A 24,840-nucleotide genomic window follows, 5' to 3' on the forward strand; every position below is an offset into this window, starting at 1 on the left:
CAAAACCAGCCCCTATGCCAGAAGGTATGCCAAGAGATGATATAAAAAATTTATTTCAACATTTTAAAGGGAAAATCGATGAGAGAGAAAGAAAACTTTATTCTAAACTTATTGATGACACCAAAGCACACCCAGACATTACACTAGAATTAGAGAGAGAAGGACACGCAAGAAAAGGCTATATTAAGGCTTACCAGCATAAAGAAACACACGATTTATATTATATGTATATAACGCAAGATAACGACAGAATAGACATTACAGGTATGCCGATGACTGATTTAAAAGATGTGATTGCACAGGTGAGAAATTGCGTAAAAGTGGTTAGTTAGACATCACCAAGGATTCCTTATTCTAACTCCCCCTAGATTAAAAATCTCTAAGCCTTGGAGGGAGTGTAATTATACCACAAAAACACATAAAAAAACAAGGTTATATTTACAATAGCTAGAAAGTAAAAAGCGAGGCTCTTTGGGGGATACAACAAACCGCGAAGCCGACTTTATAAGTCCATAGCCCCAAACTTGTAACGATATTATAATATAAAAAAGCTAAAAGACAATAGATAGCTTTATCTTTGACTTTTATACACTTGCAAAAGTTTTATGATAAAAGTATCCCAATTTGTATGTTCTTTATTTTTCAGCATTTTTAGAATCTCACTGCTGTTATTTTCGTGTCTCTCTAGTTTTAAGCCTAGTAAGTTAAAACTATCATAAATATCATTTAGAGTTGGCGTTAAATGCTCTTGCTTAGTCATAGTCTCTTGTATCGTGCATTGTATGATTGTGATGAGTTTATTTATTTTTGAGTCGTGCAAGGATTTCTCCTATTTCTTTATCGTTAAATTTAGGGATTGAAAGCTCATTTTCATTTTGATATTTTGAGTCATTGAGTGAGCCATAAGGGATAGCTTCACCCTTCAATTCACAAAACAATAATTGCATAATCCTTATGTAAGGTGGAATTTTAATAATAGAATTAGAGGCATTGAAAATCACAATAGGTAAGTTTCCATTATACCCGGGATTAACATACGATGAAATAGGCAGAATTAAGCCTATTCTAGCAAAGGAGCTTCGCGGTAAGACTATGCCGCACATTGTATTTGGCATAGTGATAGTTTCTACACTTTTTGAATAAAGATAGCTTTGTGGCTTAAGCTCATAGCCCTTTGCTAAATCCACTTCATCATAAATATCCGCACATAAATCTTCCACACTATCCACTTGAAACAAATCAATTATATCATCATTTTTTTTAATAAAAGCCTTGTCATCAATGCTTAAATCAATGCTACTTCCCCTTATATTGTTATCATTTAGGGCAGTGATATTGTGGCGGATTTTTTCTAACTCACTTGTGGCTAAAATCATTTCATATTCCTTTTTTGTAAGCGTGAATGACTTAATGCGTTACAGACTTTTAACACAACCGACAACAACATTATACTAAATCATACCACAAAATCCCAAATAAAACAAGCCCCTATATTTCAATTAAAAAAGTAAATATAATAAAAAGTATCGCTTATGTTTTAAGCAGTTTTACGCAATAAAGCATAAGCCCCCATTATTAGCATATGCGTAATGGGATTAACTCTAAGATAGTATAAAAAAGCCTTGCCTCGTTGCTTTCTCTTGTCATGTTGCGTTTGTCATGTTGAGTGCAAAGCACGAAACATCTCGCAAGTTTTGCAAGGCGGGTAAAATCCTTTTTATTTACAAGTAAAGATGTTTCGGCTTTGCCTCAACATGACAAGTGAGAGACTCAACAATAAACCATAAGGATAAAAAGCAAAATGCTAAAAACAATTGGAAATATTATTTATGATTATTATCAATTCTTTATACTCCCATTCTTAAGCATAAGTATATTCTATGCTATGGAATATATGAGTCGGGGTGTAGAGTTTTTTGTTGATGAAAAGGGTGTGAAGTGGCGATTTTTAAGCTTTTGCGCTTTAATGCAATTTTTCGTTAGCTTAGTTGTTATTTTAAGCGTTTCTGCTATGTTTAAAAGTGATGCCCTGCAAGAATATCAAACCTTGCAACTTGTAGCCATTATCTTACTTGGCACAACACCCTTTAACATAAGCATTTTAATATGGGTAGCTATAAAACTAGAGATTTACAGACTTATGCGGAATCGATATGAAAAAGAATTTAAAGAGATGATACATACAGACTCCTTATTACAAGAAGCCCTAACAGGTAAGCCACAAAGCACACAACAAGAAAACAAACTAAAAGAGCTAGCACAAACACACACCACACAAACAGAATCTAAAACACAAGCAAATAAAGAAAAAGACATATAAAGGTAATTGCAATGAATACAAAAACAATAATAGCTTTTGCTGCTTTAGCCTTATTTTTATATATACAACTAAACGCAAAGCTAGATGATATCATTTTAGGCATAGATTCAAATGCTAGTGTTTTAGTGTCTTTAAGAGATAGGCAAAAAATGCAAGATGCAGATGGGAAAATTGTATTAATAAAAAATAACATTAAAGCCTTAGAGGATACAGAATGTAAAAAATGCCATGTATTAAATGAAAATCTATTATTACCTATTGAGAATAAACATATAAGCTATGAAACTTTTTTAAGGTTTGTAAGAGAAGGAGGCTTATATATGCCAAGCTTTTCGCCTGAAAGTATAAGTGAAACAAAAATACAACAAATCTATACAAAATTGTATAACAGCAAATAAGATTTTTACTTTTATGAAGGGAAATCATGTAAAGAAGTAAAGCAAACAGACACACTTGTCATGTCCGCCCCTTTCCTTGTCTTGTTGAGTGTAAAGCACGAAACATCTAACCTTTATGCAAGTAAAGATGTTTCGGCTAACGCCTCAACATGACAAGAGAAAGGCAAACAAAGATTTAAAAACAGGCAAACAAAACCCAGCTTTTTAAGGTTGCGTTATAGCTTTTGTAACTTTTTCTAAATTTTAGCTAGGCGCATACTAGTCGTATGTAACTAGCTAAAATTTAGAAAATTTGCAGAATGTATAACCAAAATGAAAGCTTTTAAAAAGAAAGGATAAATAACAATGTATAAAGTAGAAGATGTAAGAGAACACACCTACCCTTACAACCAAAGCTTTTTAGACAAATATCCCTTTATGCTAACAAGCTTTAAAAGTGATAATTTACCCATGATTGTTTTAGATAATGAAGAAATAGATTTAATCTTTGATTTAGCAACACATTTTTACAGAAAGCTAAGACGATTAAAGGTGCTACAAGATATGAAATGGGGTATTGTCTCATTAACAAAAGATGTAGCTAGTTATGTTTTAACCGCTGCAAGTATTGGATCTCAATTTATCCCATTAGTAGGACAGCTTATGAGTGCAGTTTTAGCTTTAGCGCAATTAGGATTAGAAATAATTTATACCTTTACTAAAAAATTTTGGGAATACCCAGATTATATAAATGAGTTGTATTTTGTGATAAAGATGTTTGTAACTTGGGCTAAGATTAGCGATGGCAACAAACAAGAATTATTAAGCGGGGTAACAAACTATATAGAAATGCAAAAAGAAGAGTTTAACGACTTAGTGCATGAAGAAGGCTATGCTGAGCTTGATGAGTTAAGCATAATGTATATTATGGATAATTATCTCCCCGCATTTAAAGCAAGGGTTAAAAAGGTAATGAAAAAAAGCGGTAAAGATTTAAGTCAGGCAATACCTGATATTAACCCAACAGCACCCGGAAAAGATGATACTAACGAAATAGACTTTGCAAAAGAACCACAAGAAGAAAACCCGCAAGAAAAAAGAGAGCATTCAAATGAAAACGAGGGCAAGATTCTAGATACCATGCGAAACAGACAGAGTAAAGAAATGCCCGGCAGCAATCATTATGACTATGAGTATAGTAAAAGGGGTTTTAATATAAAGCTAGAAAAAGCACAAGAAATTGATATTACAAAAGATTTAGCACAAGAAGCCGCAGTCGCACAAGTGGTAAAAGGGGGTGTTTTGGCGTTATGCAGTTTGCATTATTGCAAAAGATATAAGGCTTTGCGAGAATTTAACGATATTTGCGAAGTAAAAGCACATATCCCAACAGATATGCAAGAACAAGAAATAAACCCAAGCATAAAACGCTTTAATAACCAAATCGCACATAAACAGCTAAAAGATTCACAAAACAGATACAAAGAGGGCTATCAGCCAAAAATCACGCATTATTTAAAGCTTGATTTAATCGATGAAAGCATAGACAGATATTATAGAGATTATATGAATCTATACAGCCAATTAAGCGAGGAGAGTAAGCTAAAGTTTGGTTTTGTGGAATTAACAGAGAGTAAAGAGGCATGGTTTTATTCCCCACATATTTGCAAAGAAAAAACACAGGGCAAAAGAACCCCTCCAAGTGAAGAAGAAGCAAAAAAGATTATAGAAAACTACACAAAACAAAGAGAGATAAAGAAAAAGGAATTTGAGAGTAAAGAAGAAAATGTAAATAAAAGATTTTATTTAAGGCAGGTTAATCTAAGTAGGACAGATTTAACCCTAAAAAAATATGCGTTTCAAAAAGGGGATTATGTATTTAGCGATAGCAATCATAAAATATTTATTGCAAGTTATGATGGCGAAGGGTTTAGACACACAATAAAAACACAATACTTTTATGTAGATAGCATTGCAACAGGGGAGTTTAGCATTCAACCTTATGAAGTGGAAGAGTGGGACGGTGAGGAAAGCATAAGTGTAATATATTATCGCCTACTTATCACACACAGAGTTACACTCAAACACAAAGTCGATAAAGATTTTCTACAAAAAGAAATAGGCAAGCTTGTTACACAACTTGCAATCGATGGAAAGAATCATGGCTTACCACAAAATACAATAGATAAGAATTTAGATAATTTAATACAAAATGGAATGTTATAAGTTTTGTTAGTCTCTGTCTTTTGCTAAAGAAGCTTTTATTTGTAGATTTGAAGTATAATTTTACTGCCGCTTAAGCTACGAACTTAAGCGGCAATTTTCTCTTTTCTAGCAAGAGCCAGAAAGGAGGCTTTGTTTTTAACATGTTTTTACACAACATAAAATAACACCACAAAGCAAAGAAACCACATAAACGCAACAAAGCCCTAAAACCATGCAAAAGACAAAACCAGCTTTTTAAGATTGCGTTATAGCTTTTGTAATTTTTTCTAAATTTTGGCTAGGAGTTATCTAAGCGATAATGACTAGTCAAAATTTAGAAAATTTGCGAAATGTATAACCAAAATGAAAGCTTTAAAAAAGAAAAAATAAAAAACAAAATATCCCCCCCTTTAAATGAACACAAAAACAAACTAATATACAAAACAAATACTCACAACACAGGAGCTAAGACAATGAGTTACACTCTAACAGATATTATAAATAACCCTAACATAGGCATTGAAATCGGCAAAGAAATAGAGTCTATGAGTTGGATTAAAAGCCCTTTTGAACCACTTGTAGGGCAGGGAAGCGACAGAGGCATAAGAAGTTATCAAATCGCAAATAAACAGCCATTCCGCCCACGACTTAAAGCAAGATTGACCGGCACAGGAGTCCAAGATAATGAGGAATTTCAAACAAATTATGATGAAATGGAAATCCTAAATCAGACAATTTACCCAAAAATTAGCGGTAATGGTTTATTAAGCCCAGTATTTCATTATAGTGAAATGCAGTTTATTGACTTTGAAAAAGAAGCAAAAGATAGCCTTGCTACATGGATGATGGATACAAGAGATAAGCAATTTATAGCCGCTTTAACAAATGATTTAACAAACTGCGTAGTAGCTGATGCCACAAATGGCTACAAAGACACCACAGCTGAGACAAGTGTCAAAAATGCAAGTAAAAAGATACAAAAGGGCGATACAATCAGCGTTAAAGCAATCCGCAGGGCGATTTTTCTAGCAAGGACTGGCATTGATTATAAAAATAGAGAGATTTTCCCACTTAAACCAATCCGCGCACAAAGCATGAGTAATGGCGGCATAAGCACAATGCACTATTCTTATATTATTATGCTTGATAGCTATGGAATCCAGCAGTTAAAGAATGATGAAGAATGGCGAGACATGCAAAAATACGCAGGGGAGAGAGGACCTAGCAATAATCTTTTTATGGGATTAGTAGGCATGATTGATGGCTGTCCAGTATTAGACTTTGGCGTATGGAGTGAAGCAGCAGCGGGATTATGCAATTCTGAAGTCAAAGATAAAGACTTTTTACGCTTTTTAAATAAAGATAACACACATAATAAGATTGTAAAGCCTAGTGATTATGCAGACGCACAGCCAGTGTCAATTGGCTTTTTAATTGGAGCTAGTGCATTGTTAATCGCTGGGAATCTAAGCCCTAGAATGTATGTAGAACAAAAAGATGCAGGAAGAAAAATCGCAGTAGGTATGGATAGAGTTATGGCAATTGCTAAGGCTAGATTTGGTGAAGATGATAATGGGTTATTAAAGTATAGTGGGCAGGATTTTGCCACGATTGGGTTGTTTTATTCTAAAGAATAAAATTTAGTTAGCGTTTGTCTTGCGGACACTTTTAAGGGAATTATCGCTTTTTTGTTCGGTCATGTATGTATAATACACTCCCTCTCAAAAAATCTCAATAACCCTTAAAATTGCCGCAGCACATACTTCACGCTTTAAAGTCTCTAGTTTGCAATTTGCAAATCTTAGAATCTAGTTTAGTTACATGCAAGGCGATAAAGCTAAAAAGCAAGGCAGCCTAAAAGGCAGATAAACCACTTTCCTGCTATAAAAAAAGGTAAATCATTAATTTGTTACCACGAGATGAAAGCTTTAAAAAATTAAAAAAGGATAACAAATGGCACTAAGGCGTAAAACACCACAAGATAAAGACATTCAGCAATTACAAATAAAAGAATTACAAGAAATTGTAACAAATCTCACAAAAGAAATACAAGAGCTAAAAGAGCAACAAAAAAGCGAGGGCAATTTAGGCGAAGTGGTGAATACACTTATACAAGAGATTAAGGGTTTGCAAGATTTTACATTTTCGTTGCAGAAAACCTTAAAAGAACATGCAGAAAATAGTCAATACCTACTCTCTAAGATTAATAAAACCGAAGGTATTGCAGATAAAAACGCAGGTGATATTTATAACCTAAAGATAAAAGAGGGTTTGCATAGTGATTTACTCGATAGGGCAAAGCCTATTATTGAGATTGCAGATCCTTTGTCTACAGTTGCATTTAGAATCCAAAAGCTAGAAACAAGTTTGCAAAAAGTTAAGGATTTTAACCCCCAAGAGTTAAAAGAGAGAGAAGAAGTAAATACTAATTGTATAACCGATTTGCAAACAGACTTTTTATTGCATGGGCAAATGTTGGCAGATTTAAGACTAGAGATTGAAAAAGTAAAAAAACTTCAAGCCCTGCATGATAAGCAAATACACGCCCTGAAGCATGAAGTAAGTAAAAGTGTATGGGAAAAATTGTTTAAGTGGCGTTTGTCTTTTGGACGCTTTTAAGTGAGTTATCAATTTTTGTTCGGTCATTACCTATTATAGGTAACTCCCTTCACAAAAATTTCAACAACACTTAAAATCGCCTCAAAATACTTCACGCTTTAAAGTCTCTAGTTTGCAGTTAAAGCAAACAGGCAGATTTGTCATCAAAGCCCAAACATCTTTTTATTTGCAAAGCTAGAGATATTTCGCCTTGCGGCTCAACATGACAAAAGGGTAAATCATTAATTTGTTACCACGAGATGAAAGCTTTTAAAATTAAAAAAGGATTAAATATGAATGACACACAAGAATTTCAAAGAACAACAATAGCAGAAGTTACACAAAACACACAAGCAGATTCTAGCCCAGATGAAAGCCAAAAGATGGGCGAAGCAAATGCACTAGATTCTAAAACACAAGACACACAAACAGAATCTACACAAGCCCAAAGCATTACAGAGCAATTACATAACGCCATGCAAGAAGTGGATAAACAAATAGCCCAAGAAGTAAAAGATAAAAAAGCAGACCTAGCAAACCCAATAAATCCCCCACAAAGCATAACCCAAGCCGATAAAGACAGGCTAGAAAAAGTTTATACAGATATGCAAAACGCACTCACACAGAATGCAAACTTTATTATTAAAACAGATTTAAGCCTAAGGGGCATTACTGAACTCATTGCTATTATGCGTATTTTAAATGACTTTTATCTCTATCATGTAGAATTGCTTAAAGACAATAAAGAAAGCATTGAGGTAGCAGTCATTGACATTGAAGCGATGAATAAGAGATTTAGCGAAATGGTGAGACTTGCAAACGGCTACATCATGCAAGCCTTAAAAGAAATAGATAATGCAAACGCTACTTCCCTTGCCCTGCGTAATGAAATAGAAGCCCTGCATGATGCTTGTCAGCTAGATTTAGCCGATACAAAAAACACCATGCAAAAGGTTACACAAACCTATGAGAAATTACAGCTTATAGAACATAATATAGGGAATTTAGAACAAGCCATAGAAGAGTTTGAGAGGCTTACAGAGAATAACGAAAGCCTTTTAAATGATATGCGAGATTTCTTAAATACAGAGTTAAATAACGCAATAGCTGCGTTAATGCTAAAAAAAGAAGAGTATGAAAGAGATTTGCAAGATAATTACACAGGTTTGCAAGAAGCATTCAACAAGCTTTTAGCACAACTCCAAACACAAGCCCAAGATTTCATAGTAGAATCAAATCAAATAAAAACAGACACAATCAATGAGATAAATTCTGTTGCAAACAATAGACTCCAAGAAGTAAAAGCCCTTGATACTGAAGTAAATGCAAGACTAACAGCCTTGCGTGATGAATCTTTACAAGCCCTAGATACAAAGAAAACAGAGGGGCTTTTAGAGTTAGAGACAAAGGCAAATGAACTAGCCACAGAATGCAATACTAAAAAAGAGTTATACCTCCAAGCAATCACAGATTTAAGCGAAAAAAGCTTAGAATCTATCACAGCAAAAGGCGATGAGAAAAAAGCCGAACTAGAAACACATACGCAAAACTTCATACAAGAAGCAGAAAATAAAAAGCAAGAGATAACAAATACGCTAGATTCTAAAAAAGCCGAGTTAGAACAAGCAAAAGAAAATGGGCTAAATGAGATACGACAAGAGGCAAGCACACATGAGACACAACTCCAAACCAAGCTAGAAGAAAGCCTAGAATCTATCATTCAAAAAGGTGAGGAAAAAATACAAGAAATAGAAAACAACACCACACAAGCAAATACAAATCTAGACTCTAAACTCCAAGAGATAGAAACAAAAACACAGCAAGTAGAAAACAATGTCAATACAATGATACAAGAGCATAATACGCATTTAAACAGCTTTGCTACACAATCACAAGAAGCCTTAAATGCGATTAAAACAGAGGGTATGCAAGAGATTCGCACAGAAGCCCAAAGACTATTAGAACAAATCAAAAATAACACGACCACACTTGATCAAAATGTAAGGCAAGAGTATGAGACATGGCTTTTAAACTTGCAAAATAAAGGACAAGAAGCACAGACTTTAATACAAGAGGGCATAAATACAACAATCCCAAATGCCCTGCAAAACTCTCAAACAGAGCTAGAGACGAAGAAAGAAGAGCATTTACAAAGCATAGATTCACAAAAAGAAAGCAGTTTAGAATCTATAAATGAACTCACAGAACAGACAATAAGTCAGCTAAAAAGCACATTTTCTTTTTTAATGAGTGATTTAACTCATGAAAATTTCACACAGACAACAACCTGGAATAAGCCACAAAATGTAAAAAGAGTGTTTGTAAATGTCTTAGGTGGCACAGGGGCAAATAATGCCACAACAAGAGGCACGCCCTCTTCCTTTGGCAGTTTTGTAACCGCGCAAGGTGGCGTGGGAAATGCAGGGGGAAATGGGCAGTTTGGGGAAATGAAGTTTAGCATTGTGGATATACCAGAGAGTGAGACTAGCATAAATGTAAGTATTGGAGCAGGGGGAAGTGTGGATATATTTTATTAAGTTAGGCGTTTTCTCAATTGCATAACAAACCAAAAAGTCTAATATATAGTTGGGCTTGGGCTATTAACAATTGCTATCGTATCACTCAAAGCGATTTTTTATACTACCAATTAGGATATTATCCTTTGTTTGTGTGATATGCACATTATAGTAGCCCGGTCCGCTATATTCACCATCATTTATGAGAATCTCACCATCAATATCCTTTGCCCATCTCATATCTCTTGCACTATAAAAATGTGGGCTCAACATGCTTTTACCCTCGATAATGCAGGGGATATGTGTATCTAGCATGGCAGAAAAATGTTGCTTATCAATTTTTGCTAGAATCTTTTTTACTTTATTAATGCGTTGTGTGCGTATCTTTCGCGGGATTTCTTCTAGCTTTCCAGCTTCTGTGTCCTCTTCTTTTGAGTATTCAAACACATTTAATCTATCAAAGCGAAAAGATTCTAAAAACTCACAAAGAGCGTTAAAATCGTCTTCAGTTTCTGTTGGATAGCCTACAATCACACTGCTACGCACAAAGCTATTTGGGATTTTTTTCATATATTCAAGTAGTTTCATCATGTCTTTATGGCTTCTTTGCATGTGTGAAAGCACGGATTTTGCACTATGCTGTATTGGCATGTCATAGTAGTTTTGAAAAATTTGTGAATTTGCAATGCCATCTAGCAGCGCTATATCTGTAGAGCTTGGATATAGATAAAGGATTCTGGCACTCTTAATCGCCCCTTGTGCGTCTATAGCATTAATAAGTTTTAAAAGTCCATCATTCACACCTTTATCACGCAAAAATGAGCTTGTATCTTGTGCGATAAAGCTTATATCCTTATAGCCCTCTTTTGCTAGAGATTCCACTTCATTCAATATGGAATCTATGCTTCTGCTTTGTAGCTTACCCTTAAAGTTAGGGATAGCACAAAATGAGCATTGCTGATTGCAACCTTCGCTAATTTTCACATAAGCATGGATTTGTGAGCCTGTAATCACTCGCTTTTCATCTTTTTGCAAATATACGCTATCATTCATTACGCCTTTTTTGTCTTTAATCATTGTATCTATTTTGTCATAATCACTCACACCTGTGAGAATGTCAATCTCTGGAATCATCTCTTTAATCTCTTTTGCATAGCGTGCTACAAGACAGCCACTAGCCACTAGCAATGCCCCCTTTTTACGCCCCTCTAATGCTTCAAATATATGTCCTAAACTTTCTTTTTTTGCTGCCTCGATAAAACCGCAAGTATTGATTATAATCACATCGGCACTGCCTAAATCCTGCGTGATCTCATAATCTTGCAATTTACCTAACATAACTTCAGAATCTACAAGATTCTTAGAACACCCAAGTGAGACTACATGGAGTTTTTTCATAATTGCTATTCCTTTTATATCAGCTTGTTTTGTCTATTTGTCGTATAAATTAACAGAGAGTTTATAGCAAAACTTTATGAGATATGGCAAATATGAATGGCTTATGTAGCGACTCTATGCTTCGTTTATAGAATCTATTTTGCCATACAATCAATAGCTAAAAAATTAAACTCAATTTCAGAGTCTTTATATAGCCTTTTAAATTTTTAGATTCTACACAGCGCAAATAACACGATCCTAAAATTTGGATTCAAAATCATGTATCACTTACATTCAACTAAAATATATATATAATAATAGTAATGGATATTATATTTTATATAATAATAAAATTTTATGCTATTATTATAATTAAATTTTGGTGTAAATACCTAAACATTGCTTGGCGTATAAAGCTGTATTTTTGTGTAAATGTCATAAAACTTGAAAGGATAATTTAATAATGAAACATAAGGGAATATTTGGAATCTTTTTAATCTGTGTTTGGCTCAATGTTGCGTATGCGATAAACACAGAGGATAACAACACTCTTGATAAAGAGAAATCATCTGCAAAAAGCTATAAATTAAACAAAGTGATTGCCACTGTTAGCACAGCCACCGGTTTTGAACAGGAACTAAAGAATGCCCCAGCGTCCATGTCTATTATAACTAATAAAGACTTGCAAGGTCGTCCCATTCGTGATTTAGGCGATGCAGTCTCACAAATACCCGGAGTTAGCATTGATGCAGGGGCAACAAATACTGGCGGATACTCTGTGTCTATACGCGGTATGCCAAGTAGCTATACATTATTCCTTGTTGATGGCACAAGGCAAGATGTAAGCAGTGAAGCATTTCCAAACTTTAGCTTTTCTCAAGGCTCATTTATGCCGCCTATTAGTGCAATTGATAAAATTGAAGTGATAAGAGGTCCTGCATCAGTAATTTATGGCAGTGATGCTATTGGCGGCGTTGTTAATGTTATCTTGAAAAGACACTTTGAAAAATGGGTGGGTAATGCAACCATAGAAACGACACTCCAAGAGAAAAATAATTTTGGGCATGTTGCAGGCGTTATGTTATTTAGTGCGGGTCCGCTTGATTCTGCAAAGAAGTGGTCTTTGCAAATTAGGGCAAAAGAATCCTATCAATTTGCACCAAAAACTTTTGTTGTGCCTATACCAAATAGTCAAACAACACTCACAGGCAATAGCTCAATCATTGGTGCAGGTGAGAATAATCAAGCACAAGTTGGCACAAGGCTTGGCTACACTATGAATGAAAATAATTACTTTTATGTTGATGCAGCACATTTTAATCAATGGTATGATCCAAATGTATTTGAAAATTCATTTTTTACACGCAATAATTTGATTGCACGACACCAAGGCAGTTATGGGGAAAAGGGGCTTATACGCACAGATTCTAGTATGCAATATAACTCCATGTATAATCAAACTAGAAATCGTCTAGCACAAGATGTCATACTAGAACATAGGACAATTTTTCCATTTTGGCGTATGAAGATTATAGCAGGAGCTCAATATGTGTATAATAGTGTTGCAGCACTCAATGGCACTGCATTTGGCGGGGATACACCATCGCTTATAGATAGACATACACTAAGTATTTATGCTGAAGATGAATATATGATACTTGATGATTTAATATTGACATTTGGCGGACGAATGAATGTCAATTCTGCATTCGGGTTTAACTTCTCTCCAAGAGCATATCTCATTTACCATGCGATAGAAAATGAAACATTTGGCGATCTCACTATTAAGGGTGGCGTATCTACAGGTTACAAAATGCCAACTATTACAAATGTAACACCCGGGTGGAGCTCTAGCACAGGAAAAGGAGCTATTAGGGTATATGGAAATCCAGATTTAAAGCCAGAATCTTCTATTAACTATGAACTTGCGGTTATGCATGACACAGATTATAGCGATATATCTGCTACCGCTTTTTTTACTCAGTTTTATGACAAAATTGCAAGTTATGCGGTTGCAAAAGGTGGGAGTTTGCCTGCAGGATTCACATGTGAGGCTAATTGGGCTAATGGTAATACTAGCAGTGGCACTATAAGTCCATCATGTCAAAGCTATTATAATGTTGATAGTGCAATAAGCTATGGAATAGAGCTTGCCTTGCAATTAAAACCGATTGATATAGTGTATGGTGATATTGGTGCTACATTGTCATACACTTGGAATAAAAATGAAGCTACTTCTGGAAATAGCAAAGGCTTACCACTTACAGGGATACCAGAGCACACACTAAATATGGCGATAAATTATAACTACAATGATATATTTGGCACATTTTTACGCGGTGAATTTCGTGCAAACCAACTTCGTATGAATGTATTAGGCAGAACGAGTTCTAAAGATGCACTAGAAACTTTCTATAATAATAATCCGGGCTTAAGCATATATTATAAACCATATTTTCTTTTGCATCTAGGTGGCAATTATAATATCACTAATAATCTAAGGCTTAATTTTGGAATCTATAATCTTTTGGATCATAACTTTATTGATTATTATCTTGCTAAAAGTAGCTCTAATGGAAGTGCAACTACTGCTTATAATAACTATGCAACAATTTATGAAGGTAGAAGATATTATATTTCTGTAAGTATGGATTTTTAACTGAGTATGATTTTATTTTGCAATATCACTATCACATATTAGAAAATAAAATAAGGGATAACATGCAGATATGTGAAAGATGATTGCAGATAGTATTACAGAATCTTAAATAAAACAAAGAAGTCGTTTCAATGTGCATTTGGTTTGCATACACAGATTGCTTTAAACTAAATTTTAGAATCTTTATATAACTTTTTAAGCTTTTAGATTCTATAATTCGTGTTTTTATTTTCATAGACTTAATCCCCTACATATTTTAATCATAATAAAGAAGGTAATATGGAAACTTTAGATATTGTGTTAGTGATATTTTTATTGCTGGTTGTTATTGTCGGTTTGGGTGGTTATATTTTCTTTGCGTATAAGAATAAATAAGGAGCAATAATGTTAGTGCATATATGTTGCAGTGTTGATAGTCATTATTTTCTAAGTGAGCTTCACAAAGCATATCCAGATGAGAATCTAGTAGGCTTTTTCTATAATCCTAATATTCACCCAAAAGAAGAGCATGATTTGCGATTGCAAGATGTAAGGCGAAGTTGCAATATGCTTAATATCAAACTTATAGAGGGTGAGTATGATACACAGGTTTGGTTTGAAAATGTAAGGGGTTTAGAAGATGAACCAGAAAAGGGTGATAGGTGTAATGTATGCTTTGATACAAGGCTTGTAAAGACAGCACAACTTGCAAAAGAAATGCAGATTCAAAAATTTACTACAACGCTTTTAAGCAGCCCTATGAAAGAACAGCAAGTCCTTTATAAGCAGGGCGATATAATTGCGGCAAAAAATGATTTAGAGTTTATTAAGATAAATGTTAGAGCAAATGGCGGGGTTAATAAGCAAAACGAGCTTGCAAAAGAAGATAGGCTGTATAGACAGAATTATTGTGGTTGTCAGTTTGCCCTAAAACAGCAAAGAAGCAAACAGGATAAAGTTGTATTTGAGATGATGAGTAATGTGAGTGGGCAGATTATGCCAGCAAGCAATGAATACAGAAAGCTAACATTTAATCAAAGGGATATACTAGAAAAAGAGGGAAAAGGCTATGTTTTAACACAGCAAGAAAACCTTGTGTGGCGACTTTTACTCGGCAGAGTTTGGCATAAAAAAGAGGTTATCCCATCATACATTATTGCAAGATCTAACTCAAAAAAGAAAGCAAAAAGCAGTAAAATAACATGGGCAAAACCAAAGATTGAATCTTTTTATCAAATCTTTCAAACACAATTAAAAGACCTTTCAAACAAAGAAAAAGTTAGCTTTTTAACCCAAAAAGAAGAGCGATATAAGCTAGATTCTAAGCTGCTCATTGGCTTTTCACAAAAAGATGATAGCATGTTTATAGATATAAATACTTTGAATTTTTTCTTTAACACAGATTATAAGAATGTAGCCGATATGATAAAAAATCCCCCAAAATACACACAAGAAATGCACCTAAGATATGGTTTGTGTGGTATGGAGAGTATGAATCCTATCGTTATCCTTGACACGCAGATTCCACACGATATTACTTTAGAGATACAAAGCGTATTTCAAAATGAGCGTAATTTTGTAGTATTTGAAGAAATGTGATATGTTTGTATCAAAATGTTACATAGATATAAGATTTTATGTGTATAAACTTAATTTTGCGTTATTGCTTTCGTGTTATAATCCGATTTTGAACTTTTACATGAAAATATTTGATAAGGAATAATATGGCAAGCGCGGATATGTATAATCTCAATCCACAAGATATCACACATGATTTTCAAGCAGTCCCGCAGGATACTGACTTTTATGCTGAGATTGATGAAAAATTTATCGCCCCATTACTCTCTGGGAGTGCATATCATGTCGCTATAAAAGAGTTTAATTCACTTGCAAAAAGCCCACTTTTAACGCGTTATAATGAGTTTGGATTGACGCAAGAACTTCAAAAAGGCTATCGTAATGAATACAATATTGTATTTTATCCTTATGTTGTAAGTTTTGATTTTCATTACAATAATGTATATTTGGATACTCTTCGCACACTTTTTGCACAGCTTTCAAATAAAACTTATTGTTCTAATGAGGCTATACGGAATCTAAAGGATTTGCGTCATTTCGATATGTCGTGCGTGGCATTTGGCGATTTTGATTTAGAGTATATAGAACGCGAAGGCTGGTATGGAATTAAACATTTTTACCTTGATAATTTTCAAGCCATACCACTTGAATACTCCCGCTTACTCGCACAAAAATTGCATCGCCTTTCATCTTATTTGTATTTTTCTTTCACAGATTCTACACAAGAACATATTGTTGGCGTGTATTCAGATTTTAGGGATTACAGCCTTGAGTGTTATAATACAAAAATGGAGAGAAAGATTAGCCGCTTACTCGCAAATACAAAACGCACAACCTTTGCAACCTATCAAGTTGAGCCATTAAGTCCGATGGCTTTATCATATCGTTTGCGATCATTCTTCCTTGTGCGTGAGAAGGCAGAAGAAAATAGCTATGCTTTCATTATATTTCTAAGCGAAGAAGAGATAAGCCGTATTACAAATATCCGTGCGTATGCTAAGGCAGAGTAATTTTCTTTCGCTATAAATGAATATCTAGATTCTAAAGATAATTTTACTCACTTATGCTTTGATGATAAGTAAATAGAATCTAAGCAATCAAGGACTACAAAAACGCATAGAAAATAGCAAAAGTCATGCCAACCTTACCCCACGCCACCATCATGCTGCATTGTGATAAAAAAGAGTTGGTGCGTCATCTTTAGCTTTTCTAGCGTTGCTACCAATGCTGCATAACTTGCGTCCATATCATTTTTACCTTTCTCTTTTGCATTTTTTTCAATATTAGTGAGATTTGTATAGAGTTCGCGTATAGTCGGTAGGGCTTGTGGATTTGGCTTTCTACGCACGGAATAATAGCCAATAATTTCGCCATTTGCATTAAATGAGGGCGTTACATTTGCATATACCCAATACTCTAAGCCCTCTTTGTTTCTATTAAGCACAAAGGCATTAATCTCTTTGCCACTTTTTATCGTATCCCATAATACTTTGAAAATAATGCGTGGCATAAGCGGATGTCGTATAATATTATGATTATGCCCAATGAGTTCTTCTTCATCATAACCGCTAAATGCTATAAAATCAAAATTCGCATAGGTGATATAACCGCGTAAATCCGTTTTTGAAGTGATAAGACTGCTTTCATGTAAAATAAGCTCATTACCATTTCTCTCTATTTCCAAAGCTTATCCTTTTTATTTTATTTAGATAATTATAACGAATATGAAGTAAAATATACCTTACGACTCTATTTAATAAGGGCTATTTTTGCAAGATACAATGCCGCAAAACTTTTTTGCAATCGCTTCTAAACCACCAAATATTTCAAGTCTTAGTTTTGCTAATATGCTTAAAAAAGGTTTGAAAGAGCTAGGCTATCCTGTTAAAAAGATAGGATTCTCTGGCACACTTGACCCATTCGCACATGGTATGCTAATACTTGGTGTAAATCACTACACAAAGCTATTATCACACATTAGGAAAGACTATAAGACATATAAAGCCGTGCTATTTTTAGGTTTAGAGAGTAAAAGCCTTGATATTGAAAATATCGTATGCCTTCATCAAATAAAACCATATAGCCACGAAGAGATAGAAAAAGCAATACAAAACATACAAGGCAATATATCCTATAAACCACCAAAATTTAGTGCAAAGCATATTAATGGTGTGCGTGCTTATGAGCTTATGAGAAAGGGCATAGACTTTGATATAGATACGATTACAACAGATATAAAGTATATAAAGATTCTAAACTATTCACATCCTTTCTTAAGCTTTGAAGTATGTGTGAGTGAGGGTGGATATATCCGCAGTATAGGGGAGATTATTGCTAAGAATCTAGGGATATGCGGGAGTTTATGTAGCTTAGAGAGAGTGCAAGAGGGAGAGTGGAATTATAAAAATATGCTTAAAGATTCTATGACACATAAACAAAATAATGTTTTAGGGTGCATAGAAGTGCCATTGCAAATACAAGGGATACGCCAAAATGCAAAAGTTATAATTTTAAATATAAAAAATGCCTTAAAATATGATACAATTCAGCTTACAGAATATGCAAAAATCGCATATAATGGTGCAAAGTTTATACTTAATCCCTCTTTGTGTGCAAAGATTTTTAGTGATATGGTGTGTGTAGCAGATTCTAAGAAAGATTCTAAACAACACACGCAGCAATCGCAAAATATACAAGCAACTCATTTAGAATCAGGGTGTCATAACAAGGAAGTTTGCCCAGATACCATGTGTAAAGATTCTGTAAGCAAGATATTGCTTGCAGATTTTGACACGCATTTTGGAATCATTGAAGTATTTCAAGATGGCAAGGTAAAATATATTTTAAATAGGATTGATAAATGTTGATTTTGTCCAGAAAACAAGAAGAGAGTGTCGTTATTGGAAATGATATTATTCTTAAGGTGGTAAGCATTGATAAAGGCAGCGTGAAGCTAGGGTTTGAAGCACCACCAAAAACACTTATTTTGCGTGCAGAACTCACTGAAGCCATCAAAAGCGAAAACACAAAAGCTACAAGCGACTCTGTAAGTATGGATATGCTAGATGCACTTGGTATGCAATTGAAACTCAAAAGATCAAAAGAGATGAATGCAAAAGATAAGTTTAAAAAAGAGCAAAATGGTAAGAGATAGGGCGTTTAAAGTGAATTTGGGTGAAGTCGTGGAATCTATCTTATTTTCATGTTTGTAAATATATGTGGAATGTCTTTTCTGGTTTTTCATATTGGTTGGTTATTTCATTGTGTAGCACAACATGGATTAGATATTTAATGTAAAAAATATTTAATCCGACATTTATAATTTTAAAACAATAATATGAAGTCATTTGTTTTTTATAGTATATAAAGCTAATATTTAAGCACATCTAGCTCTGCATTGTATACCATCGTGTTGCTAACAAAAACATATTATTGTGTTTCACATGTCTCATGTGTTTGTCCTATAGTAAAAGATTATTAAAATGAAATTGGAATATTTGGCAATTTCTCACCATTTGGATAATCAAGATTTGGTATATCACCACATTCATTTCGTAAGGTAAAATCTCTTGGTAATAAGTCTTTTCTTGCGTAGCTCACCTCAAACACATTTGCCATAAAACGATCTTTGACATAAAAATTATGTCCATATGGATTAAAGTGTAAATGTATTGGTTGAAAGGCATGATGAAACCTTTCTAGTATGGCTACATGTCGTTCTGTTTGCAATGAGACTCTAGGATCACAATCATGGAATTCTAAAATAATTTGTGAAAAATATTTTTCAAGTATGCTAAAATCAAGCCTTTCAAAAATCTCCCATTCCGCCCCTTCAATATCTATTTGCAATATATTATGATCTTTTTCATTGAAGCTATATTGCTGCATAATGTCATCAAAAGTGATTGTTTGATGATCTCTTGTCGCTCCAACAAATTTTTTATGAAAAATCATGTTTTTATGTGTATCTGGGGCTTTTTCTATGCTCGCATCATATTGCAATACCTGATAGCCCATATTTGCCATTTCTAAATCCCAAGGGGAAAAGTCAGAAACGCCTAGAGAGACTGCCTTTGGTTGTGAGTTTGACAATGGGGGGGGGGGGGTAACATCACATATCCACCATCCATTTTGCCACCCATTCGCACAAGATTATCAAGTTTTGCAGGACGCACAGCATTAAGATATTTTTTTGTATTTTCAATGCAAGACTTACGAGAATCTACTGATACCCACAATCCCATTTGAAGCATTGCAAAGAGTAAATCTTTATGTTCTTCATTTTTCACACAAGCTTGTATCGCATGGCTTGTGCTAGTAAGTCTCTGCAAAGCATGCAAACCTTCATTAACGCCATTTAATCTTCTTTTCACACCGCCTAATGGATTTAAACGCAATTTTCTCATAAATTCAACTCCGTATTATAAAATAAAGCCTTGTATTATAGCACATATTAAGTTCAAATGCTTAGTCTCTAGTGATTCTAAATTCTCATTATCTTGCACCCCTACGCCCTGCACCCGCCCAAATGGTTGAGTTTCTAAAATCCAACTTCAATAGTCCCAAGCACTTCAAATGAAGCGTTTGGATCGATTTCAGCGTGGCTTAAAACTACGACGGAATCTAGCTTAAATTGCTCTAATTTAATGCTTAAAGGCATGCGTAATTGTGGATCAACCACTAAGATAACAGGTGTGATATTTCTTTGTAAGATTTTCACGCTTTCTTGCTCTACTGCGTCAATTAGCTTTTGCATTTCGCTTGTATTCAGTAGTAAGAATTTCGCACCATGCTGGTCTTTTAGCTTATTTAATAAGAAATGCTCAGAATCTTGAGAGAGTGTAACAAGCTTTATGTTGCCATCTTCAGATTTAAAGACATTTGTAATAACGCGTGAAAGCTTAGATCTTACTTGCTCCACGATAATTGCCACATCATTTTGCACACTTGGGGCAATATCTGTGATTGTCTCAAGGATTGTAAGCATATCTTTAATCGGTATGCCCTCATGCAGCAAGGCTTGCAATACGCTGCGGATAACGCTGGAAGGCACTTTCTTTGCCTCTTCGATTGCGGCTGGATACTCTTCTTCAAGTCTATCCATAAGTTTTTTAACTTCATCTTTTGTGATAAATTCTTCAGCGTATTTTTTCACAAGCTCACTCATGTGAGTTGCAATAACCGTTGATGGATCAATAACCGTGTAGCCTTGAATAATCGCATCTTCTTTTAAATTCGCATCAATCCACATAGCATCAAGCCCAAAGGCTGGCTCTTTTGTGGGGATTCCATCAATCTCTTTTGCTACCATACCTGTATTCATAGCAAGGAATTTATCTGGCATGACTTCACCGCTACCAATTTCAATGCCTTTTAAGAAAAATTGATAAGTTGTAGGTCCAATGCCCGGGTCATCTGTCATGCGGATTTGAGGCATTAAAAAGCCATAGTCTCTTGCTATCTTTTTTCTAATCCCACGCACTCTCTCTAGTAAATCTCCACCTTGATCTACTGCGGCAAGACGGATTAAATGATAGCCTAAATGCAACTCTAAAAATTCTACTTTTAGCACTTCATTTATTGCTTTTTCTTCTTCTTTTTTGATTTCTTCTTGTGTTTTTGGTGGTCGTTTTGGTGCTGGTTCTTGTATCGGCACTTTTTCCCCGCTTGCTTGTGCTGCCTTTTTTGCGGCTTTTTTTTCTTTTGCTTTTTTGTTGCCAAAACCGCCTATTAATTGATTGAATTTCGCAAATACAGAATCTTCATTATCCCTATTAATAAGCCATGCAGCAAACCAAAATACCGCACCAACAAATGCAAGTGGTAAGGTAGGAAAGCTTGGGGCAAGTGAGAATATAAATAGGATAAAGCCTACAATGATGAGTGTTTTTGATTTGTCTGTTAATTGTTTTACAAGATTGTTTGCAAAGTTTTCTTCTTCACCCTTTGTAGTCCGTGTCGCTACGATACCTGTAGCAGTCGCTACGATTAGGGCTGGGATTTGTCCTACGAGACCATCACCGATAGTAAGAATGGTAAATACTTTTGCCGCTTCTGCCATTGTCATATCATTTTGAAATACACCGATACAAAATCCACCGATAATATTAATGATAGTAATGATAATAGCAGCAATCGCATCACCCTTTACAAACTTACTCGCACCATCCATTGCACCATAAAAGTCGGCTTCTTGCGCTAAACTTTCACGCCTTTGCTTTGCTTCTTTCTCATCAATTAGCCCTGCATTCATATCCGCATCAATTGCCATTTGCTTACCGGGCATCGCATCAAGGGCAAAACGCGCTCTAACTTCTGTTACACGCGTTGAACCATTTGTGATAACAAGCAGATTCACTATGATAAGAATCACAAAGATGATAACACCAATGGTATAGCTACCACTTGCTACAAACTCGCCAAATGCTTCTACAATGCGACTCACATGTGCTGCACCATTGCTACCCTCGCTAAGAATCATACGCGTTGTAGCTACATTGAGTGCGAGTCGATACGCCGTTACAAATAAAAGCAGGGTTGGAAAAGTAGAAAAATCCATAGGTTTATTAATATAAAGTGCGATTAAGATAATAAGAATAGAAAGGGCAATAGAAATGGTTAATAATAAATCAAGCATAGGTGCTGGTAGTGGCACAATGATGACTGCTAGAATCATCACTACAAACACCACAACACCAAGATCCTTTGACTTCCCAATGAGCTTTAGAAACGGAAAAGCTCGTTGTAGAATACCACCATTTTGTTCTTTGTCTGCCATAATAATTTTTACCTTAAATTCCTGTTTCTTGTCATATTGATCCTTTGAAAAAGGCGAACTACCTTACAAATCCATAGCTGGATATTCCACTTCGCTCAGCATAAACAAGTTATTTTAGAATCTAGTTTCCTTTAAGTTTTTAGAAATAAATTGCATATTTTACCAAAAATATTGAAAAATATGTTAAAATCCAATCTTTAATTTCATTTTACCATTTATGGAGGTCATCATGGCTACTGAATTGGCAAATAAGCAAGAGATTATCTCACAATTTGCTAGAGATTCTAAGGATACAGGCTCAAGTGAAGTGCAGATCGCACTTTTAACACATAGGATTGCAAATCTCACACAGCATTTAAAAAGCAATCCAAAGGACCACTCAAGTAGATTGGGACTTTTAAAGCTTGTTGGACAAAGAAAAAGTTTGCTGAAGTATTTAAAGAAAAATAAATATGAAAGCTACATTAAAACCATTAAAGCGTTGAATATTAAAGATAAAGTGTAATCGCATATTATCATATTATCTTAATCACGCCTTATGACTACAAGCTAGATTCTAATGTTTTTTGAGATCATTGCAGGACATTTGAAAAGCAAATTTTCTTGGGATAACAGAATCTAGCACATCTTGCTACATTAAGCTTTTACTCAATTTTTAAGTTTTGCTGTTTATTTTTATACATTGTGCAACATAATCTAGATACATTTGGTTTCATCAATTATTATGTGCGTGATTTTTGGGATTACCTTTTTGTGTTTTAGATGATAGATTCTAGCTGCATTAGCATGTGGTGTAAAGCAAGTAACTTTATTGCAATAAGTAACGCCATAACTATCTCGAAGCACTGCATTAAATTGTTGTAGTGTAATGTCGTTAATTTTTTATTAACCATTTCCTTTATTTAAGCTATTACTAATAAAATGAATACTAAAATTACACTCGTGTTCATGTGACTCAAAATTTTGGAAGAAGGAGACTTGTATGCAAGAGGGCATAAAGCAGTATGACTACTCACTTGCGAAGCTTTTTTTGCTTGTTTGTATAGCAACGGGCTTTCTAGGTATGTTGATAGGTGTGGTTTTGGCATTTCAGTTGGCAGTTCCAGATTTAAACTATATCGCTGGGGAATATTCTATTTTTGGTAGATTGCGACCATTACACACAAATGTGATTATTTATGGTTTTACATTGAGCGGTATTTGGGCTGGCTGGTATTATTTAGGGCAAAGGGTGCTTAAAATCACATATCATGACCACCCGTTTTTAAAACTTGTTGGTATGTTGCACTTTTTCATGTATCTTGTGGTGCTTGTGTTAGCACTTTATACATTGTTTTCTGGGATTACTCAATCAAAAGAGTATGCAGAGCTTCCATGGATTGTGGATCTTTTGGTTGTAGTTACTTGGGTGCTATGGGGTATGAGTATGTTTGGGTCTATGGCAGTTAGAAGAGAGAAGGTTATCTATATCTCTTTGTGGTATTTCATTGCTACTTTTACTGCTATTTCTGTGCTTTATATCTTTAATAACCTTTCTGTTCCTACACAATTAGTTACGGGTTATGGTAGCTTTTGGCATAGTATATCTATGTATGCGGGGACAAATGATGCACTGATTCAGTGGTGGTGGGGGCATAATGCGGTTGCATTTGTTTTCACTTCTGGTATTATTGGTTTGATTTATTATTTCTTACCAAAGGAATCTGGACAGCCTGTATTCTCATATAAATTAACATTATTTTCATTCTGGAGTTTAATGTTTGTATATATTTGGGCTGGCGGACACCATGTTATCTACTCAACCGTGCCAGATTGGGTGCAAACTCTTGGGTCTGTATTCTCTGTTGTGCTTATTTTACCTTCTTGGGGAACTGCTGTAAATATGCTTTTAACCATGAGAGGGCAGTGGCATCAGCTTAAAGAGTCACCATTAATCAAATTCTTGATTTTAGCATCTACTTGGTATATGCTTGCGACACTTGAGGGTCCTATTCAGTCTATTAAATCAGTTAATGCTTTAGCGCACTTTACTGATTGGATTGTAGGGCATGTGCATGATGCGGCACTTGGCTGGGTTGCTTTCACTATTATTGCTAGTGTGTATCACATGTTGCCTCGTCTTTATGGTAGAGAAATCTATTCTAAAAAGATTATTGAAGCACAATTCTGGATTATGACAATAGGTATTGTATTCTACTTCTCAAGCATGTGGATTGCAGGTATAGTGCAAGGTATGATGTGGAGAGATATTACACCTTTAGGTCAGCTTAAATATTCTTTCATTGATACTGTTGCGGTATTAAAACCATACTTTATTATGAGAGGTATTGGTGGATTGCTGTATCTTGTTGGCTTTGTAATGTTTATCTATAATGTTGTAATGACTATGGTGGCTGCTAGAACTCTTAATAAAGAGCCTGAGTATGCTTCACCTATGGCATCTTAAGGAGGCT

Annotated in this window: 21 protein-coding genes; 14 read left to right on the plus strand and 7 right to left on the minus strand. The window is 34.8% G+C overall.

Annotated elements, in window-relative coordinates; translation table 11 throughout:
• The first annotated feature begins 14 nt into the window (after positions 1-14).
• Positions 15-332 carry a hypothetical protein gene (locus XJ32_RS02085; protein WP_004089046.1) on the plus strand — a complete coding sequence of 106 codons (318 nt, stop codon included), beginning with the start codon at positions 15-17 and terminating at the stop codon, positions 330-332.
• 239 nt (positions 333-571) lie between these two features.
• On the opposite strand, the gene XJ32_RS02090 is transcribed toward XJ32_RS02085, so the two are convergent.
• Both XJ32_RS02090 and dcd read right to left on the minus strand, forming a co-directional pair.
• Entirely contained in the window at positions 572-820 is a 249-nt protein-coding gene (locus XJ32_RS02090; RefSeq protein WP_077388192.1) for a hypothetical protein, read from the minus strand.
• Positions 798-1,376, minus strand: coding sequence for a dCTP deaminase (dcd, locus tag XJ32_RS02095; protein ID WP_077388193.1), 579 nt, complete (start codon positions 1,374-1,376; stop codon positions 798-800). The genes XJ32_RS02090 and dcd overlap by 23 nt, the downstream gene beginning before the upstream one ends.
• Positions 1,377-1,801: 425 nt before the next feature.
• Between dcd and XJ32_RS02100 the strand changes: the two genes are divergently transcribed.
• The 6 genes from XJ32_RS02100 to XJ32_RS02125 all read left to right on the plus strand — a co-directional run bounded on the left by XJ32_RS02100 (position 1,802) and on the right by XJ32_RS02125 (position 10,037).
• A complete protein-coding gene (locus tag XJ32_RS02100; RefSeq protein ID WP_077388194.1) occupies positions 1,802-2,320 on the plus strand; it encodes a hypothetical protein in 519 nt (172 codons plus the stop codon).
• Between the two features lie 11 nt (positions 2,321-2,331).
• Positions 2,332-2,718: a hypothetical protein gene (locus tag XJ32_RS02105; RefSeq protein WP_077388195.1), complete on the plus strand. Its 387-nt coding sequence runs from the start codon at positions 2,332-2,334 to the stop codon at positions 2,716-2,718.
• Between the two features lie 345 nt (positions 2,719-3,063).
• A complete protein-coding gene (locus XJ32_RS12590; RefSeq protein WP_254422427.1) occupies positions 3,064-4,923 on the plus strand; it encodes a hypothetical protein in 1,860 nt (619 codons plus the stop codon).
• 452 nt (positions 4,924-5,375) lie between these two features.
• Entirely contained in the window at positions 5,376-6,539 is a 1,164-nt protein-coding gene (locus XJ32_RS02115) for a phage capsid family protein (RefSeq protein WP_005219796.1), read from the plus strand.
• A 316-nt stretch (positions 6,540-6,855) separates the two neighbouring features.
• Positions 6,856-7,521: a hypothetical protein gene (locus XJ32_RS02120; protein ID WP_077388196.1), complete on the plus strand. Its 666-nt coding sequence runs from the start codon at positions 6,856-6,858 to the stop codon at positions 7,519-7,521.
• 272 nt (positions 7,522-7,793) lie between these two features.
• Entirely contained in the window at positions 7,794-10,037 is a 2,244-nt protein-coding gene (locus tag XJ32_RS02125) for a coiled-coil domain-containing protein (protein WP_077388197.1), read from the plus strand.
• A gap of 81 nt (positions 10,038-10,118) precedes the next feature.
• Here XJ32_RS02125 and rimO read toward each other — a convergent pair whose 3' ends face one another.
• Entirely contained in the window at positions 10,119-11,414 is a 1,296-nt protein-coding gene (gene rimO / locus XJ32_RS02130) for a 30S ribosomal protein S12 methylthiotransferase RimO (protein WP_077388198.1), read from the minus strand.
• Between the two features lie 442 nt (positions 11,415-11,856).
• Here rimO and XJ32_RS02135 point away from each other — a divergent pair, with 442 nt between their 5' ends.
• The 3 genes from XJ32_RS02135 (at position 11,857) to XJ32_RS02145 (ending at position 16,619) form a co-directional block, all read left to right on the plus strand.
• Complete coding sequence (locus XJ32_RS02135) at positions 11,857-14,052, plus strand: TonB-dependent receptor domain-containing protein (protein ID WP_077388199.1); 2,196 nt, start codon at positions 11,857-11,859, stop codon at positions 14,050-14,052.
• Between the two features lie 384 nt (positions 14,053-14,436).
• On the plus strand, positions 14,437-15,630 hold the full coding sequence (locus XJ32_RS02140) for an epoxyqueuosine reductase QueH (protein WP_077388200.1): 1,194 nt from the start codon (positions 14,437-14,439) through the stop codon (positions 15,628-15,630).
• Positions 15,631-15,755: 125 nt separating this feature from the next.
• A complete protein-coding gene (locus XJ32_RS02145; protein ID WP_077388201.1) occupies positions 15,756-16,619 on the plus strand; it encodes a hypothetical protein in 864 nt (287 codons plus the stop codon).
• 134 nt (positions 16,620-16,753) lie between these two features.
• Here the strand turns inward: XJ32_RS02145 and XJ32_RS02150 are convergent, their stop codons facing one another.
• On the minus strand, positions 16,754-17,293 hold the full coding sequence (locus XJ32_RS02150; RefSeq protein WP_077388202.1) for a PAS domain-containing protein: 540 nt from the start codon (positions 17,291-17,293) through the stop codon (positions 16,754-16,756).
• Positions 17,294-17,378: 85 nt separating this feature from the next.
• Here XJ32_RS02150 and XJ32_RS02155 point away from each other — a divergent pair, with 85 nt between their 5' ends.
• Together XJ32_RS02155 and XJ32_RS02160 are read left to right on the plus strand one after the other, a co-directional pair.
• A complete protein-coding gene (locus XJ32_RS02155; RefSeq protein WP_254422428.1) occupies positions 17,379-18,476 on the plus strand; it encodes a pseudouridine synthase family protein in 1,098 nt (365 codons plus the stop codon).
• Positions 18,470-18,763 carry a carbon storage regulator gene (locus tag XJ32_RS02160; RefSeq protein ID WP_005219578.1) on the plus strand — a complete coding sequence of 98 codons (294 nt, stop codon included), beginning with the start codon at positions 18,470-18,472 and terminating at the stop codon, positions 18,761-18,763. The genes XJ32_RS02155 and XJ32_RS02160 overlap by 7 nt, the downstream gene beginning before the upstream one ends.
• Before the next feature lie 323 nt (positions 18,764-19,086).
• Here XJ32_RS02160 and XJ32_RS02165 read toward each other — a convergent pair whose 3' ends face one another.
• From XJ32_RS02165 to flhA, 3 genes are all read right to left on the minus strand, one after another.
• Positions 19,087-19,635, minus strand: coding sequence for an FkbM family methyltransferase (locus XJ32_RS02165; protein WP_077388203.1), 549 nt, complete (start codon positions 19,633-19,635; stop codon positions 19,087-19,089).
• 32 nt (positions 19,636-19,667) lie between these two features.
• Complete coding sequence (locus tag XJ32_RS02170; protein ID WP_077388204.1) at positions 19,668-20,015, minus strand: hypothetical protein; 348 nt, start codon at positions 20,013-20,015, stop codon at positions 19,668-19,670.
• Positions 20,016-20,149: 134 nt separating this feature from the next.
• On the minus strand, positions 20,150-22,387 hold the full coding sequence (gene flhA, locus XJ32_RS02175) for a flagellar biosynthesis protein FlhA (RefSeq protein ID WP_077388205.1): 2,238 nt from the start codon (positions 22,385-22,387) through the stop codon (positions 20,150-20,152).
• Positions 22,388-22,616: 229 nt separating this feature from the next.
• On the opposite strand from flhA, the gene rpsO reads away from it, so the two are divergent.
• Both rpsO and ccoN read left to right on the plus strand, forming a co-directional pair.
• On the plus strand, positions 22,617-22,892 hold the full coding sequence (gene rpsO, locus XJ32_RS02180; protein WP_004088133.1) for a 30S ribosomal protein S15: 276 nt from the start codon (positions 22,617-22,619) through the stop codon (positions 22,890-22,892).
• Between the two features lie 477 nt (positions 22,893-23,369).
• Entirely contained in the window at positions 23,370-24,833 is a 1,464-nt protein-coding gene (ccoN, locus tag XJ32_RS02185) for a cytochrome-c oxidase, cbb3-type subunit I (protein WP_077388206.1), read from the plus strand.
• The last annotated feature ends 7 nt before the right edge of the window (positions 24,834-24,840 follow it).

The organism is Helicobacter bilis, from assembly GCF_001999985.1.
Taxonomy (GTDB): Bacteria; Campylobacterota; Campylobacteria; order Campylobacterales; family Helicobacteraceae; genus Helicobacter_A; species Helicobacter_A rappini.

What these genes read in the sequence shown, in the direction of transcription:
- XJ32_RS02085 (WP_004089046.1), top strand. Translation starts at nt 15, where the DNA reads ATGCCAGAAGGTATGCCAAGAGATGATATAAAAAATTTATTTCAACAT.
- dcd (WP_077388193.1), bottom strand. Translation starts at nt 1,376, where the DNA reads ATGATTTTAGCCACAAGTGAGTTAGAAAAAATCCGCCACAATATCACT.
- XJ32_RS02100 (WP_077388194.1), top strand. Translation starts at nt 1,802, where the DNA reads ATGCTAAAAACAATTGGAAATATTATTTATGATTATTATCAATTCTTT.
- XJ32_RS02105 (WP_077388195.1), top strand. Translation starts at nt 2,332, where the DNA reads ATGAATACAAAAACAATAATAGCTTTTGCTGCTTTAGCCTTATTTTTA.
- XJ32_RS12590 (WP_254422427.1), top strand. Translation starts at nt 3,064, where the DNA reads ATGTATAAAGTAGAAGATGTAAGAGAACACACCTACCCTTACAACCAA.
- XJ32_RS02115 (WP_005219796.1), top strand. Translation starts at nt 5,376, where the DNA reads ATGAGTTACACTCTAACAGATATTATAAATAACCCTAACATAGGCATT.
- XJ32_RS02120 (WP_077388196.1), top strand. Translation starts at nt 6,856, where the DNA reads ATGGCACTAAGGCGTAAAACACCACAAGATAAAGACATTCAGCAATTA.
- XJ32_RS02125 (WP_077388197.1), top strand. Translation starts at nt 7,794, where the DNA reads ATGAATGACACACAAGAATTTCAAAGAACAACAATAGCAGAAGTTACA.
- rimO (WP_077388198.1), bottom strand. Translation starts at nt 11,414, where the DNA reads ATGAAAAAACTCCATGTAGTCTCACTTGGGTGTTCTAAGAATCTTGTA.
- XJ32_RS02135 (WP_077388199.1), top strand. Translation starts at nt 11,857, where the DNA reads ATGAAACATAAGGGAATATTTGGAATCTTTTTAATCTGTGTTTGGCTC.
- XJ32_RS02140 (WP_077388200.1), top strand. Translation starts at nt 14,437, where the DNA reads ATGTTAGTGCATATATGTTGCAGTGTTGATAGTCATTATTTTCTAAGT.
- XJ32_RS02145 (WP_077388201.1), top strand. Translation starts at nt 15,756, where the DNA reads ATGGCAAGCGCGGATATGTATAATCTCAATCCACAAGATATCACACAT.
- XJ32_RS02160 (WP_005219578.1), top strand. Translation starts at nt 18,470, where the DNA reads ATGTTGATTTTGTCCAGAAAACAAGAAGAGAGTGTCGTTATTGGAAAT.
- XJ32_RS02165 (WP_077388203.1), bottom strand. Translation starts at nt 19,635, where the DNA reads ATGGCAAATATGGGCTATCAGGTATTGCAATATGATGCGAGCATAGAA.
- XJ32_RS02170 (WP_077388204.1), bottom strand. Translation starts at nt 20,015, where the DNA reads ATGAGAAAATTGCGTTTAAATCCATTAGGCGGTGTGAAAAGAAGATTA.
- flhA (WP_077388205.1), bottom strand. Translation starts at nt 22,387, where the DNA reads ATGGCAGACAAAGAACAAAATGGTGGTATTCTACAACGAGCTTTTCCG.
- rpsO (WP_004088133.1), top strand. Translation starts at nt 22,617, where the DNA reads ATGGCTACTGAATTGGCAAATAAGCAAGAGATTATCTCACAATTTGCT.
- ccoN (WP_077388206.1), top strand. Translation starts at nt 23,370, where the DNA reads ATGCAAGAGGGCATAAAGCAGTATGACTACTCACTTGCGAAGCTTTTT.